At 76.0% G+C, this 12,754-nt stretch carries 12 protein-coding genes and 1 pseudogene; 7 read left to right on the forward strand and 6 right to left on the reverse strand.

Going from position 1 to position 12,754, the window contains the following annotated elements; genetic code table 11:
- Window positions 1–71: 71 nt before the first annotated feature.
- The 3 genes from ACIQI7_RS01055 to ACIQI7_RS01065 all read right to left on the reverse strand — a co-directional run bounded on the left by ACIQI7_RS01055 (window position 72) and on the right by ACIQI7_RS01065 (window position 1,532).
- Window positions 72–443: an STAS domain-containing protein gene (locus tag ACIQI7_RS01055; RefSeq protein ID WP_401103630.1), complete on the reverse strand. Its 372-nt coding sequence runs from the start codon at window positions 441–443 to the stop codon at window positions 72–74.
- 127 nt (window positions 444–570) lie between these two features.
- Window positions 571–1,068: an ATP-binding protein gene (locus ACIQI7_RS01060; RefSeq protein ID WP_401103631.1), complete on the reverse strand. Its 498-nt coding sequence runs from the start codon at window positions 1,066–1,068 to the stop codon at window positions 571–573.
- A gap of 11 nt (window positions 1,069–1,079) precedes the next feature.
- Complete coding sequence (locus ACIQI7_RS01065; protein ID WP_401103633.1) at window positions 1,080–1,532, reverse strand: STAS domain-containing protein; 453 nt, start codon at window positions 1,530–1,532, stop codon at window positions 1,080–1,082.
- Between the two features lie 432 nt (window positions 1,533–1,964).
- On the opposite strand from ACIQI7_RS01065, the gene ACIQI7_RS01070 reads away from it, so the two are divergent.
- The 3 genes and pseudogenes from ACIQI7_RS01070 to ACIQI7_RS01080 all read left to right on the forward strand — a co-directional run bounded on the left by ACIQI7_RS01070 (window position 1,965) and on the right by ACIQI7_RS01080 (window position 4,724).
- Window positions 1,965–2,657, forward strand: coding sequence for a phosphoribosyltransferase (locus tag ACIQI7_RS01070; RefSeq protein ID WP_401103635.1), 693 nt, complete (start codon window positions 1,965–1,967; stop codon window positions 2,655–2,657).
- 635 nt (window positions 2,658–3,292) lie between these two features.
- A pseudogene (locus ACIQI7_RS01075) lies at window positions 3,293–3,508 on the forward strand (pyridoxal-5'-phosphate-dependent protein subunit beta); the annotation flags it as partial.
- A gap of 331 nt (window positions 3,509–3,839) precedes the next feature.
- On the forward strand, window positions 3,840–4,724 hold the full coding sequence (locus tag ACIQI7_RS01080) for a S1 family peptidase (RefSeq protein WP_401103637.1): 885 nt from the start codon (window positions 3,840–3,842) through the stop codon (window positions 4,722–4,724).
- A 288-nt stretch (window positions 4,725–5,012) separates the two neighbouring features.
- On the opposite strand, the gene ACIQI7_RS01085 is transcribed toward ACIQI7_RS01080, so the two are convergent.
- Window positions 5,013–8,252, reverse strand: coding sequence for a bifunctional cytochrome P450/NADPH--P450 reductase (locus ACIQI7_RS01085; protein ID WP_401103639.1), 3,240 nt, complete (start codon window positions 8,250–8,252; stop codon window positions 5,013–5,015).
- Between the two features lie 161 nt (window positions 8,253–8,413).
- Here ACIQI7_RS01085 and ACIQI7_RS01090 point away from each other — a divergent pair, with 161 nt between their 5' ends.
- Window positions 8,414–9,088: a helix-turn-helix transcriptional regulator gene (locus ACIQI7_RS01090; protein ID WP_401103641.1), complete on the forward strand. Its 675-nt coding sequence runs from the start codon at window positions 8,414–8,416 to the stop codon at window positions 9,086–9,088.
- Window positions 9,089–9,154: 66 nt separating this feature from the next.
- On the opposite strand, the gene ACIQI7_RS01095 is transcribed toward ACIQI7_RS01090, so the two are convergent.
- Window positions 9,155–9,985 (reverse strand): SAM-dependent methyltransferase, encoded by an 831-nt coding sequence (locus ACIQI7_RS01095; RefSeq protein WP_401103643.1) that lies wholly within the window; start codon window positions 9,983–9,985, stop codon window positions 9,155–9,157.
- 53 nt (window positions 9,986–10,038) lie between these two features.
- On the opposite strand from ACIQI7_RS01095, the gene ACIQI7_RS01100 reads away from it, so the two are divergent.
- The 3 genes from ACIQI7_RS01100 to ACIQI7_RS01110 all read left to right on the forward strand — a co-directional run bounded on the left by ACIQI7_RS01100 (window position 10,039) and on the right by ACIQI7_RS01110 (window position 11,780).
- On the forward strand, window positions 10,039–10,452 hold the full coding sequence (locus ACIQI7_RS01100; protein ID WP_401103645.1) for a MarR family winged helix-turn-helix transcriptional regulator: 414 nt from the start codon (window positions 10,039–10,041) through the stop codon (window positions 10,450–10,452).
- Window positions 10,453–10,717: 265 nt separating this feature from the next.
- Window positions 10,718–11,068 carry a hypothetical protein gene (locus ACIQI7_RS01105; protein ID WP_401103647.1) on the forward strand — a complete coding sequence of 117 codons (351 nt, stop codon included), beginning with the start codon at window positions 10,718–10,720 and terminating at the stop codon, window positions 11,066–11,068.
- A complete protein-coding gene (locus ACIQI7_RS01110) occupies window positions 11,061–11,780 on the forward strand; it encodes a hypothetical protein (protein ID WP_401103649.1) in 720 nt (239 codons plus the stop codon). The genes ACIQI7_RS01105 and ACIQI7_RS01110 overlap by 8 nt, the downstream gene beginning before the upstream one ends.
- 135 nt (window positions 11,781–11,915) lie before the next feature.
- On the opposite strand, the gene ACIQI7_RS01115 is transcribed toward ACIQI7_RS01110, so the two are convergent.
- Window positions 11,916–12,707 carry an ADP-ribosyltransferase gene (locus ACIQI7_RS01115; RefSeq protein WP_401103651.1) on the reverse strand — a complete coding sequence of 264 codons (792 nt, stop codon included), beginning with the start codon at window positions 12,705–12,707 and terminating at the stop codon, window positions 11,916–11,918.
- Window positions 12,708–12,754 lie beyond the last annotated feature (47 nt).

A 12,754-nucleotide genomic window follows, 5' to 3' on the forward strand; every position in this document is an offset into this window, starting at 1 on the left:
GGCGCCGCCCTGCTCCCACTGTGCCACCGCCGGCCGGGGGTGACACGCGGGGAGGGCACGCGGGGCGGGGCTCAGGCGGGCACGGTGTCGCGGATCGGGAAGGCGTCGGTGGCGCCGGTGAGTTCGAGCATCCGCAGGATCAGCGGCCGGGGCCGGGCCAGCTCGATCCGGCTGCCGTCCACCGCCGCCCGGGCCTTGGCCCGCAGCAGGGCGTTGAGCCCCGTGGAATCGCAGAACTCCAGCCCGGCGCAGTCCACCACGACCACGGTGGCGGGCTCGGTGAGGGCCCGGTCGACCGCGGCCCGCAGATCGGCGATCGAGTCCAGGTCCAGGTCGCCGAGCAGTGCCAGCACGGTCCCCCCGGCCCACGGCCGGATCTCGACGGTGAGCCCCTCGGCCCGGTCGGCGGCGGGTTCCCCGGACTTCGACGGGCGCTGCGCCATGGCTGCGGCTCCTCTCACACGGTCCGGACCGCACGCGCCGGTCGACGGCCGGCGCTCACATCCCGCGACTATCCGCTGTGCCGCGCCGGAAACCCCTCGGTGCGTCCCGATCGGGACCGGCCGCCGATCAGCCCGGGCCCGGCCCCGCCGGCCCCTGGGCCCGGTTCCCGTCCGCCGCCGTCACGACGGGTGGGCGCGGCACCTCCAACCAGACCAGCTTCCCGCCGCCCTCGGGCCGCGAGCCCCAGGCGGCGGCGAGCCGGTCCACCACCCGCAGCCCGTGCCCGCCAGGGCGGCCCGGCCCCGCGAACGGGCGCAGCCGCGGCGGGACGGGACTGGCGTCCTCGACCTCCACCCGCAGCCGGTCGCCGTCCCAGTGCAGCCGCAGCTCGAGCGGGCCGCCCGGCGCGTGCAGACAGGCGTTGGTGACCAGCTCGGAGACCATCAGCAGGACGTCCTCGGCCGCGGCCCGCCGCTCCTCGTCGGCGGCCGGCAGCCAGTGCCAGGACACCAGCGCCCGCCGGCTGAAGTCACGGCTGCGCTGCACCGCGCCGGCGCTGCCCTCCAGCGCCAGCCGCCTGGTCTCCTCCCGGCCCGGCGGCCCACCGTTCCCGGGGCGCTCCACGGTCCGCCTCCTCACCTCGGTCCGGGTGGCGCCACGGCCCCGCCGGCGGACCCCTCGCCGGAGGCCGCCAGCGCCGTACGGAGGTCGGGGTGGACCCGCAGCACGCTGTCGGCCCCGGTGATCGCGATCAGCCGCGCCACCAGCGGGCCAGGGCCGGCCAGCTCCAGCCGCAGCTCCCCCGCCCCCGCGTCCAGTCGGGCGCGCAGCAGGACGTTCAGTCCGGTCGAGTCGCAGAACCGCAGACCGGCGAGGTCGACCACGATCCGCTCGATGCCGTCCGCCGACGCCGGCCGGGCGAGCGCGACGCGCAGCCGGTCGGCGCTGTCGTGGTCCAGTTCCCCGGTGACGGTGACGATCCGCACCGGCCCCCGGTCGGCCACCGTGACGCTCAGGTCGTCGGGCTCGGGCTCTTCGGGCACGTGCCGACCGCCGGGCTCGCGGGACGGCTCGGATGATCCTGGCATGGCTCGCTCCCGGTCAGACAGGGACGGCGGGGCGTCGCGCCGGACATCATCGCGTGCGCCGTCGCGGGCCGTGCCGGCGCCCGTACCCGCGAGCACACCGGGTAGGGGCGGTAGCGCCGACCGTCGGCCGTCCATGCCCCGCGTCTGCCCGAACCCCGCCGGGGCACACCCGCCTGGGGCGCGTCCGGCCCGGATCGCGTCCGGGACGGTCCTGGGCCCCGTCCTGGACGGTCCGGATCGGGTCCTGGTCTGCCGAGGGTCACGTCCTGGACGTCCGGCGTCGCGTCCACGGACGATCCGGGCCGCCTCCCGGACGTTAGAGCCCGTCCCGGCGGGGAAGCCGCACCGGCGGCGGGGGCCGCAGGCCGCTCGCCGGTGCACCCCGGCCGCCCGACCGGGGCGCTCGGACGCACGGAGGGCAGGGAACAGGCCGTGAGATTCCTCGACCGCAGCACCGCCGGACACCAGCTGGCCCGCAGGCTCGTCCCGCTGCTGGGCGAACGGAGCGGCGACGGGGTGGTGGTCCTGGGCCTGGCACCGGGCGGGATGCCGGTGGCCGCCGAGGTCGCCGAGGCCCTGGGCGCCCCGCTCGAAGCCACCGTGGTGCGGCCGCTGGCCGTGCCCGGCCACGACCGCCCGGTCGGCGCGATCGCCGACGGTGACCCGCCGCTGTTCGACCGGTGCAGCCTGACCAGCCTCGGCGTCACCCCGGCGGAGTTGGGCGAGAGCGTCCGGCGGGAACGGGTCGAGGTCCACCGCCGGGAGTCGCTCTACCGCCAGGGCCGCGCCCGGCTGCCGCTGAGCGGGCGCACCGCCGTCCTGGTCTCCGACGGCCTGACCGACGCCCTCACCGCCCGGGCGGCGCTCCACGCGCTCACCGCCGAACACCCGCGGCGGCTGATCCTCGCGGCGCCGGTCGGCGACGCCCGGATCGCGGCCGAGCTGCGCCGGGACGTGGACGCGGTGGTCTGCCTCCACCTCCCCCGCTACGCGCACGCCGCCGGGCCCTGGTACAGCGACTTCCACGAGATCACCGACCGCGAGGCGGCCGTCATGCTCCAGCGCCGCACCCCGCCCGGCCGGCCCCGCGTCGGGCACGCGGCCGCACGGAGCGACCGGGGCTGAGAAACGCCCTCTCCGGCGTACGCCGCACCTCCCTCGATCGGCCTCCCGGCACCGCCGGTTGACGATTCATCACCTCAACCAAGGCACGCTACGGCGGAGCGGGAAGTCGGGCTAGGATCACGGCACGGTCACCGCCCGGTCGCCGTTGCGTACACGACGCGCCCGCCCCCGAGGGGTGGCGGCGCGGCTGTTGTGGCTGGGCGCCCTGCTGGCGGCCGTGTTCGCGGCCCACGGGTTCAGCATGGAGAACGGCGCCGGGCACCGATCCGATCCGGATCGTCCGGTCCGCGCCGGACGGGCCGCAGGCCGCCGACTGCACCCAGCCCGCGCACCAGCGGGAACACGACGAGGACGCCGACCACCCCGGCGGCGAGTGCCTGTCCGGCAAGCCCGAGGACGGCCCGGGCGCCGAGGCCGCCCGGCCGGCCGTCGCCGTCCGACCGGCCCTCGGTGAACAGCCCGCGACGCTTGGCCCGGCACTCCCGGCAGCCCGGGGCACCGCGGCCAGAACACCCGAACTCCCCCACCGGATCGCCCGGCTGAGGGTCTAGATCGGCTCCGGCCCGCGCCCCGCCACGCCCGCCCCGCGGTGCGCGCCGGCGTGGGCTGCCCGCGTCCACTCCCCCGCCTCGGGGCTGCGGGTGGTCGGGGTGGACACCGTCGGCTCCACGATCTTCGGCCAGCCCGCCCGCGCCCGGCTGATGCGCGGCCTCGGCTCCAGCATCCACCCGCGCAACGTCGCCTACGGCACCTTCGACGAGGTCCACTGGGTCGCCCCGGCCGAGGCCGTCTGGACCTGCCGCCGCCTCGCCGCCTCGCACTACGCCACCGGCGGCTGGGGGCGCTCTGCGTGTTCTCGCTGCACGCCCTCCACCGCGGCCGGCGACTCGCCGGGCCCGAACCGGTGCCCGCCCGCACCCGGGTGGCAGCACCCGCCCGGTAGCACCCGGGTGGCAGCCGCCGAACGGCGGATCCGCGGGTTCACCCCCGAGCCCGCGGGTCCACCGACACCCCATCAGGAAGCTTGTACCGAAAGGTCCGTTTCCTCATACTTCCGGTCAGCGCCTGTCAGGAGCAGATCATCCGTCGTGCTTCCGGAGAGCACCGGCCGGGGTCCGCCCGCCCCCTGACCGCGCTCCACGGCCCCGACCCCCAGGGCCGTCACCCCTCTGGAGGACATCGGTGAGGACCACGCGCACCACGCCCCGCACCGGCACCAGGCGCCGCTTCCGCCTGCTCGCCGCGACCCTCGGCCTGCTGACCGCGACCGCGGTCGCCGCGCCGGGCGCCGCCGCCGCTCCCACCCCCGCCCCGCAACCGGGACAGCTCTCGGCGGTCAGCGACGCCATCCTGAACGCCGAGGTCGACGGCACCGCCTGGTACGTCGACGAGGCCGCCGGACGCGTCGTGGTGACCGCCGACAGCACCGTCACCCCCCTCGCGCTCGGCCGGCTGATGAGCGCCGTCGGTACCAACGCGGCAGCCGTCGACATCCACCGCGTCCCCGGCACCTTCACCCCGCTGGTCGCCGCCGGGGACGCCATCTACGGGGGTCAGTACCGCTGCTCGCTGGGCTTCAACGTGATGAGCGGCAGCACCTACTACTTCCTCACCGCCGGGCACTGCGGCAACGTCGCCCCCGACTGGTACACCGACGCCAACCACACCACCCGGATCGGCCCGACGGTCAGCTCGACCTTCCCCGGGCACGACTACGCGCTGGTCCGCTACGACAACGCCGCGCTCAGCCACCCGGGCGGCTTCACCTCCGCCCCGAACGCCTTCGTCGGCGAGTCGGTCCAGCGCACCGGCTCGACCACCGGCACCCACGGCGGCACCGTCACCGGGCTGAACGCCACCGTGCGCTACACCGGCGGCGGCACCGTCCGCGGCCTGATCCAGACCAACGTCTGCGCCGAACAGGGCGACTCGGGCGGCCCGCTGTACGACGGCACCAAGGCGCTCGGCCTCACCTCGGGCGGCAGCGGCAACTGCACCTCGGGCGGGACGACCTTCTACCAGCCGGTCAACGCGGCGCTCTCCGCGTACGGGGTCAGCGTGTACTGACCGGGCCGTTCGAAGCCTTCGCCGTTCGGAGCCTTCGAGCCATCCGAGCACCTCGGGCCCGCTGAACACTTCCGGCCCGCTGAGCACTTCGATCCGCCCCAGCCGTGGGGCCCCCCCCCCCCGGGGGGCGGGCGCCCCCCCCCCCCCGGGGGGGCCCCGCGCGTCCCCCCCCCCCCCCCCCGGGCCCCCCCCCCCCCCCCCCCGCCCCCCCCCGCCCCCCCCCCCCCCCCCCCGGGCGCCCCCCCCCCGGGGGGGGGGGCCCCCACGGCCATGTCGGGGGAGGACCGGTCAGCCCGCGTACACGTCCTCGACGTACCGCCCGGCCTCGACCAGCCCCTGCAGCCAGTCCTGCGCCCGCTGCTCGTCCGCCCCCGGGGTGCGCTCCCGGTACATCGCCCGGAAGGCCTCCCGGACGCCCGGCGCCATCCGGGCCCCGTCGCCGCACACGTACACCTCGGCGCCGGCTTCGAGCAGCTCCCAGACCTCCGCCGCCTCGGCGGCGATCCGGTCCTGCACGTACCGCCGCCCGTGCTGCGGCCGCTCGCTGAAGGCGGGCCGCAGCGAGACCGCGCCGGCCTGCTCGGCCGCCTCCAGCTCGCCGCGGTGCAGGTAGTCCGCCGCCGCGTCGTCGCAGCCGAAGTACAGCAGCGCCGGGGCGAGCCCGGCCCCCTCGGCGAGCAGCGCCCGGCGGTCGGCGACGGCGCCCCGGAACGGCGCCAGGCCGGTGCCCGCCGCGACCATGACCACCGGGGTGCGGTGGCCGATCCGGAACGCCTCCCGGCAGGGCTGGACCCGGGCCAGCACCGTGTCGCCGACGGCCACCCGGTCGAGGTAGCCGGAGCCGGTGCCCCGGAATGCGCCCCGGCCCGAGCGGGCCGGCCCGCTGAGCACCGAGACCATCAGCTCCACCTGGCCCGGGTCGCCGGTGGGCGAGGAGGAGATCGAGTAGTGCCGCGGCCGGATCGGCGGCAGCAGTTCCAGCAGCACCGGCCAGCTGAGCCGCTCCTGCAGGGCCGGGTGGTCCTCGATCAGGTCCAGCAGGGTGCGCGGGTCGTCCTCGGGCAGTGCCCGCAGCGCGGCCTGCTCGGGCGGGCAGGGGTTGAGCGCGGCCAGCGCGGCGCGCTGCTCGGCGCTCGGGCGGTCCTGCAGCTCGACGTGGCGGGTGAGCAGGTCGCGCACCGTCAGCGGGCGGTCGACGGCCAGTCCGGTGCGCCGGTGCGCCACGATGCCCAGCACGGTGTCCGGGTCGGCGCCGAACAGCTTGGCGGCCCGCTCGACCAGCACCGGGTCATTGGCCGGGAGCACGGTGAGGTGGTCGGCGGTCCGGTAGCCGGCGCCCTCGGGCAGGGCCAGCCGCACCAGCCGCTTGACCCGGTGGTAGGCGGGGTCGGTCAGGCTGCCGACGGCGGTGACGGTCAGCTCCGCCATGTCGTGCCGGGCGGCCAGCGCGGCCAGCGGCCCGCCGGTCACCTCGGTCACCGAGTAGGCGGCCTCCGGCCGCGGCGCGGCGGGGGCGTCGGCGTCCCCGTGGCGCGCCAGCAGGGCCTCGCGCAGCGCCGAGGTGAACTGCCGTACGGTGCCGGCCAGATCGCCGGAGGCGTCGGCCTCGGCGCGGGCCAGCAGCCGGGTGCCGCCGAGCGCGGCGAGCCGGTCGTCGATCAGCGCCGGGACGCGCTGGTAGGTGGCCGCGTAGGTGCGGTCGCCGATGCCGAGCACCGCGTACTCGACTCCGTCGGCCGCCCCGCCCGCCCCGAATCGCGGTGAGTCGTCGGCCACTGGCTCCGCCGGGGCCTCCTGCGCCTCCTGGAGCCGGCGGACGAACAGGGCCGCGTCGTCGGTCGGCTGCCCGTTGTACGAGGCGGCGGTGATCACCACCGGCCGGCCGGTGGGCAGCCCGTCCGCGTAGGCGTCCAGCGGGGCGATCTCGGTCTCGCAACCGAGGTCGGCGGCGGCCTCCGCGAGCTGTCGGCTGAACTCCCGGCAGGCACCGTAGTTGGAACCGTGCAGGAGCAGCAGCCCGGTCCCCGGGCGGACCCTGCCGGCGCCCTCGGCGGCCGGGCCGGCCTGCCGGTCGACGGCCGTCGGCCCGGCGGTGCCGGGATCGGCGGCGGAGGCCTGGACGGGCGTGCGCCGGGCGAGCCCGAGGGTGAAGCCGTCGGGCTTGATGGTGAGCGTCTGCTTGAGGGTCAGCCGGTAGTCGGCGTGGTCGATCAGCCGGTAGCGGTGGACCACCATGCCGAGCAGCATGACGGCCTCGTGCAGCGCGAACTGTCGCCCGATGCAGGCGCGTTCGCCGGTGCCGAAGGGCTTGAAGGCGTGCGGGGAGCGGGCCTCCTCGCATTCGGGGTCGAACCGGGACGGGTCGAACAGCTCCGGGTTGTCGCCCCAGGCCGGGTCGCGGTGCAGCATCGGCGTGGTGACGAAGACGGTCTCCCCGGCGCGCAGCGGGATGCGTCCGCCGAGCAGGGTGTCCTCGCGCGCCTCCCGGCTGAACGCGGGCGCCGTCGGCCACAGCCGCAGCGCCTCGTTGAGCACCTGGCGGGTGTGGCGCAGCCGTCCGACGTCCTCGTAGGAGGGCTCCGGGTCGGCCTGGGCGCCCCAGAGCCCGTCCACCTCGCGCTGCACCTGCCGCAGCACGGCCGGGTGCTTGGCCAGGTAGTACAGCGCGAAGGAGAGCGCCCCCGAGGTGGTCTCGTGGCCGGCGATCAGGAAGGTGATCACCTGGTTGCGGATGTTCTCGGCGTCCAGCCGGGTGCCGTCCGAGGGGCGGACCGCGCCGAGCATCAGGCCGAGCAGGTCCTCGGCCGGGCCCGGGACGCCCTCCCCGGCGCGGGCGGCGATCACCTCGTCCACCACGGCGGCCAGGTAGTCGGCGTCGGCCCGGAAGGCCGCGTCGCGCTCGTGGTGGTCCGCCTCCGGGTCGCGGGTGAGCTTCGTCATCGCCCAGTCCAGGCAGCGCACCATCGCCTCGACGAAGGGGTGCGGCTCGTCCCGCTCGAAGGAGCCGAAGTCGAAGCCGAAGCCGGCCAGTCCGATGGTGTCCAGGGTCATCCTGGTCATGTCGCCGGGCACGTCCACCGGCAGTCCGGCGGCCTCCCGGCGGTCCCAGGCGTCGACCAGTCGGCGGGCCACCCGCAGCATCACCGGGTGGTAGGTGCGCATCGAGCCGAGCGCGAAGGCGGGCATCAGGATGTCGTGCGCCCGGGCCCAGTTGGGCTCGTCGTTGAACGCGGTGAACAGGCCGTCGCCGGTGAACTGCCGGACGTTCTCCAGCGCCGGGCTGATCGATTTGGTGAACCGCGTCTCGTCGGCCAGCTCCGCCACCAGCTCCAGGCAGCTGACGACCAGGGTGTCCCGGCCGTGCAGCCGCTGGACGAAGGCCGGGCCGTGCTCTCTGGCCAGTTCCATGGTGCGCAGCATCGGGGCGGCGAGCGGCGGCGCCGACGAGATGTCCACCAGCGGGACCCCCCGGCTCCCGGCCCCCGCCGCCCGCTCGTCCTCGGCCACGCTCTCCACGGTCTCGGTCATCGGTGTGCCCCTCCCACAGCAGGAAACTTTCGGCTTCCCCCACTGTGCGCCCACCGGGCGGGAGCCCGGGCCCCGGTCACTACATGATTGTGTAGTACCCGGGGCCGTCACGGGCTTGCCCACGAACCGTCAGCAGCGGCCCCCGGGGAGGAGAACCACTCATGCGTACGACCGAGGGCTGCGGCCCGGCGCCGGACGACGGGTTGGAGGCGGCGGTGATCTGGCGCAACCGGGCGCTGCGGCTGCTGGACCACGTGCCGCTGCCCATCGCGGTGTGCGAGTTCGGCGGTCGGATCCTGATCGTCAACCGCGCGATGGCCGCCGAATTCGGCCGTTTGCCGGGCCAGTTGCGCAACCGTAAAATTCTGGAGTTCTTCACTCTGCGGGACAGCGGCACCCTGGAGGCGCTCACCGAGGCCGTCCGGCTGCACCGCCGCTCGCAGTACCCGGCCCGGGTCTCCTGGACGCCCGCCGGCGGCCGGGAGCGGCAGGGCGAGATGACCGTCGCCCTGGTCGGCGACACCCCGGAGCAGACCCCGAGCCTGCTGCTGTCGCTGAACGCGGCGGAGCCGGCGGGCGAGGCGGCCCCGCCGCCCGGCCCGCGGGCCGGGGCCAGCCCGGTCGAGGCCCGGATCCTGGCCGCGGCGGCCCGCGGCGACACCACCGCGCAGATCGCCCGGGAGATCGGCGTCACCGCGGACGGGGTCAACTACCACCTGGCCCGGCTCTCCCGCCGCTGGCGCGTCCCCAACCGCACCGCCCTGGTCGCCCGGGCCTACGCCACCGGCGTCCTGCTCCCGGGCAGCTGGCCGCCGCAGCCGGCCGGCTCGCTGTGACGTCCTTGTGCGGAAGGGCAGTTGTTCCGGGACCGGGCGACGACGGAAGCGGCATGCCGGCCGTGATCAGGGCCGGGCGGCCCCGCCCGGCGCCGCCCGGCGCTCCGCCTCGATGAACGCCGTCGTGGCGGAGGGGTTCTGGAACGGCCGCCCGTAGGCCTCCCCGAGCCGGACGAGGGTGGTGACCTCCGTCGTCCAGCCGTGCCCGTCGAGCCACTCGCCGGTGCCCGGGCCGAGCCCGCCGCGCCACAGGCCGGTGAGATGGGCGAGGGCCGGATCGTCCGGTGTGCGGCTGAGGTCCCGGCCCTGCTCCAGCAGCAGCCGGCTGCCCGGCGCGGCCAGCCCGGCCACCGCCGTCAGCAGGGCGGCCGCCTCCTCGGCGGTGAGGTAGACCAGCAGCCCCTCGGCCAGCCAGGCCGAGCGCCGCGCCGGATCGAAGCCGGCGGCGACCAGCCGCTCGGGCCACCGCGGGTCGAGCAGGTCGGCGGGCAGCGTGGTGCGCTCGGCGTTCGGCGCGGCGCCGAGCCCGGCCAGGACCTGTTCCTTGAAGGCCAGCACCGGGCCCAGGTCGAGTTCGAACACCCGGGTGCCGTCCGGCCAGTCCAGCCGGTACGCGCGGGTGTCCAGGCCGGCCGCCAGCAGCACCACCTGGTCGGCGCCCGCGGCGCGCAGCCGGTCGTCGTAGAAGCGGGTGCGCAGGATGCCGTGGGCGAGCAGGGCCTTGGCGAAGCTGCTGTCCGCCCCGGTGGGGGCCAGGTCGAGACCGGCGGCGGCGACGAACGCGGCGGCGTACGGGTCGACGAAGAGCGGGTCGGGGCGGGAGCTCTCGTAGGCCCGCACCCGGGCGACGGACAGGGCGGTGCGGGAGACCGGGCTGAGCGGTTCGGAGGTCGTCATGCCCGGCAATCTACATCGCTACCGATGCATCGGTGAAGATGTATTCTGGGGACATGGACGGCGTGCAACTCCTCAGACTGGGCAAGCGGTTGACCGAGCTCGGCCGAGCCCTGATCACCGATCCGGCCTCCGAGCACCTCACCGCAGGGGAGATCGCCGTGGTCTCCGACGTGTTCCGCCACCCCGCCTCCTCCGTCCAGGAGATCCGGGTCCGCACCGGCTTCGCCCAGAGCCACGTCTCGGTCTCCGTCGCCCGCCTGCGCGAACGCGGCCTGCTCGACGCCGCCCCCGACCCCGGCGACGGGCGGCGCACCCTGCTGACCGTCTCCGAGTCGGCCCGGCGCGCCATCCACGCCCATGTCGCCCGGCCCGCCGAGCCGGTCATCGCCACGGCCGTTCCGGACCCGGAGAAGGCACGGCGGGTCACCGAACTGCTGGACGAGCTCGCCGGCCTGCTGCTGCCCTGACCGGACCCGGCGCGGCGTGGCCGACCTGACGTGACGTGAGCCGACCCGCCGGACCTGGCGCGACGTGAGCCGGTCTGCCCGACCTGACGCGCCGCCGATCGCCGAGGGCCGCCGACGGCCGCCCAGGACCGCCGAGGAGCCTCCGCCGCGCGGGAGTTCCACAACTCCGTCACAAGCTCCGCCGCCTGCTCCCGGCCCGGCGCCGTTGCCTGCCATCATCCCGACTGAGCCCGGGAGCCGCCCGGGCGTGGCCGGAGGGAGTGCGATGGACGCGCGGATCAGGGTCGCCGGCGGCGACGGGCTGCGGGAGACGGCGGAACTCCGGGACTGGCTGCGCCGCGGGAGCGGCCCGGCGGGGCCGGTCCGCCCGCTTCCCGTCCGGCCCGCCGACGGGGAACCGGGCGGGACGACCGAGGTGCTGGAGATCGCCCTCGGGGACGGCGGCGCCGGCGCGGCCCTGGCCGGAGCGCTGTCGCAGTGGCTGCGGACCCGCCACACGGACGTGTCCCTCGAAGTCACCACCAGGCGCGGCCGGGTCACGCTGACCGCAGGGCAGTCGGAGCAGGCGCGGGCCGTACCGCTCCTCGCCGAGGTGCTGGGCGGCGACGATGAGTGAACTCGCCGGCCGGCCCCCGGCGCCACCCGTCCGCACCGGCGACCCGGCCCGTCCGCACACGGCCCGTGCGGCCGCCCGCCTCGCGGCCCGGACCCTGCTCGTCCTGACCGGCCTGGCCGCCGTCGCCCTCGGCTTCTCCCGGTTCACCGACACCTACGACGAGGTGTTCGCCTACCGCGGCGCCCCCGCCTGCGCCGCCCTCGCCGACCCGCCCGCCACGGACTGCACCACCCGGGAGACCGGCCGGGTCACCGGCAGGAAGACCCACTGGGAGGGCGAGAACACCAGCCACCAGCTGACCGTCTCCCGCGAGGCGGCGCCCGACCGCACCTACTACGTCTCCGAGGACCTCTACGACAGCACGCGGACGGGCTCCGACGTGGACCTGACCTTCTGGAACGGCCGCGTCATCGAGCTCTCCCACGGGGGCCACCGCAACGCGATCGTCACGGTCCCCTGGCGGCCCCTCCTGGAACTGTCCCTGCTGATCGGCGCGGGCACCGCCGTCGCCGTCCAGACCCTGCTGCGGGGCCACCGGATCGGCTGGAAGGCCCCCGCCGCCGCCTACCTCGCCATCGCCTTCCTCGCCTTCTTCGGCAGCACCACCATGATCACCACAGGGATGGCCTTCGCCATCGCCCTCACCGTCGGGATCACCGGCTGGCTGGTCCTCACCGCCGGCGTCACCGCCCTGTTCTGGAACACCCGGTAGGACTCCGCCCGGAGGGCGCTCGGGCAGCCGGTCCCGAACTCCCCTACCGAACCGGACTTCCGACGCACGTCACTGCGGACGAGGCGGCCGGCCGAGCCTCGGCTCGACCGGCCGCCTCGCTTTCCGGCCCCGCGGTCAGTGCAGCCAGGGCTGGTAGTTCGGGTTGTCCACGCAGCCGGACTCGACCAGTGCGGCGGTGGCCCGGTCGACCGGGCAGGCCCGCCGGATGAAGTGCCGGTCCACGCCGCCCGGGAAGGCGACCTCCACCTGGTCGGCGTACTGGTGCTGGTCGCCGATGGTGGCGTTCACGTTGATGCCGCCGGGGGCGTCGATGAAGTAGTCCCAGGGCACCTTCTTCCACTTCTTGTACAGCTCGGGGTCGTAGGTGGTGCTGACGAACGGCGAGGGCTGGTTCTGCAGCACGTAACTGGTGACGTCGTACTGGCCGTTGACGTCCTTCGGGGCGAAGCCCTGCTCGAAGATGACGGACGGGTCGCGGCCGTCCGAACGGAAGAGGGGGTGGCAGTCCTTGCGCCAGTGCGGTGCCGGGGTGATGCGGGGGGCGTCCACCCGGCGGTCCACGGCGGCGTACAGCGGGTCCGGGCCCTCCGGGATGCTCTCGAAGGTGCTGGCGGGGAGGGTGACGGTCGGCCGGGCCGCGCAGCCGTCGGCGCGCAGTTCGGCCTCGCTCGCGAAGTCGATCCGGCGGCCGTCCAGGACGATGGCGACGGCCCCGGTGCCGAGTTCACGGACGACGACGCCGTCGCACTGGGGGCCGCTCCAGAGCGCCTCCCCGCTGGGGTCGAGGCAGCGGAACGTGGCGGCCTCGGCCGCGGGGACGGCGGCGGCCAGGCTCTCGGGGGTGAGCACGACGGCGCAGGCGAGGGCGACCGCGCCGGCGGCCGTGCGAATTCGAATGTTGATCACGACCGCTACCCTGGCCACCCGCCGCCCCCGAGGTACCGCAACCCACC

Origin of the sequence: Kitasatospora sp. NPDC092039 (assembly GCF_044756065.1) — a bacterium.
Lineage (GTDB): Bacteria > Actinomycetota > Actinomycetes > Streptomycetales > Streptomycetaceae > Kitasatospora.

Excerpts from the sequence above, each read along its gene's own strand:
- ACIQI7_RS01055 (WP_401103630.1), bottom strand. The coding sequence starts at position 443 with ATGGCGCAGCGCCCGTCGAAGTCCGGGGAACCCGCCGCCGACCGGGCC.
- ACIQI7_RS01065 (WP_401103633.1), bottom strand. The coding sequence starts at position 1,532 with ATGCCAGGATCATCCGAGCCGTCCCGCGAGCCCGGCGGTCGGCACGTG.
- ACIQI7_RS01085 (WP_401103639.1), bottom strand. The coding sequence starts at position 8,252 with ATGACCGAGACCGTGGAGAGCGTGGCCGAGGACGAGCGGGCGGCGGGG.
- ACIQI7_RS01090 (WP_401103641.1), top strand. The coding sequence starts at position 8,414 with ATGCGTACGACCGAGGGCTGCGGCCCGGCGCCGGACGACGGGTTGGAG.
- ACIQI7_RS01095 (WP_401103643.1), bottom strand. The coding sequence starts at position 9,985 with ATGACGACCTCCGAACCGCTCAGCCCGGTCTCCCGCACCGCCCTGTCC.
- ACIQI7_RS01100 (WP_401103645.1), top strand. The coding sequence starts at position 10,039 with ATGGACGGCGTGCAACTCCTCAGACTGGGCAAGCGGTTGACCGAGCTC.
- ACIQI7_RS01105 (WP_401103647.1), top strand. The coding sequence starts at position 10,718 with ATGGACGCGCGGATCAGGGTCGCCGGCGGCGACGGGCTGCGGGAGACG.
- ACIQI7_RS01110 (WP_401103649.1), top strand. The coding sequence starts at position 11,061 with ATGAGTGAACTCGCCGGCCGGCCCCCGGCGCCACCCGTCCGCACCGGC.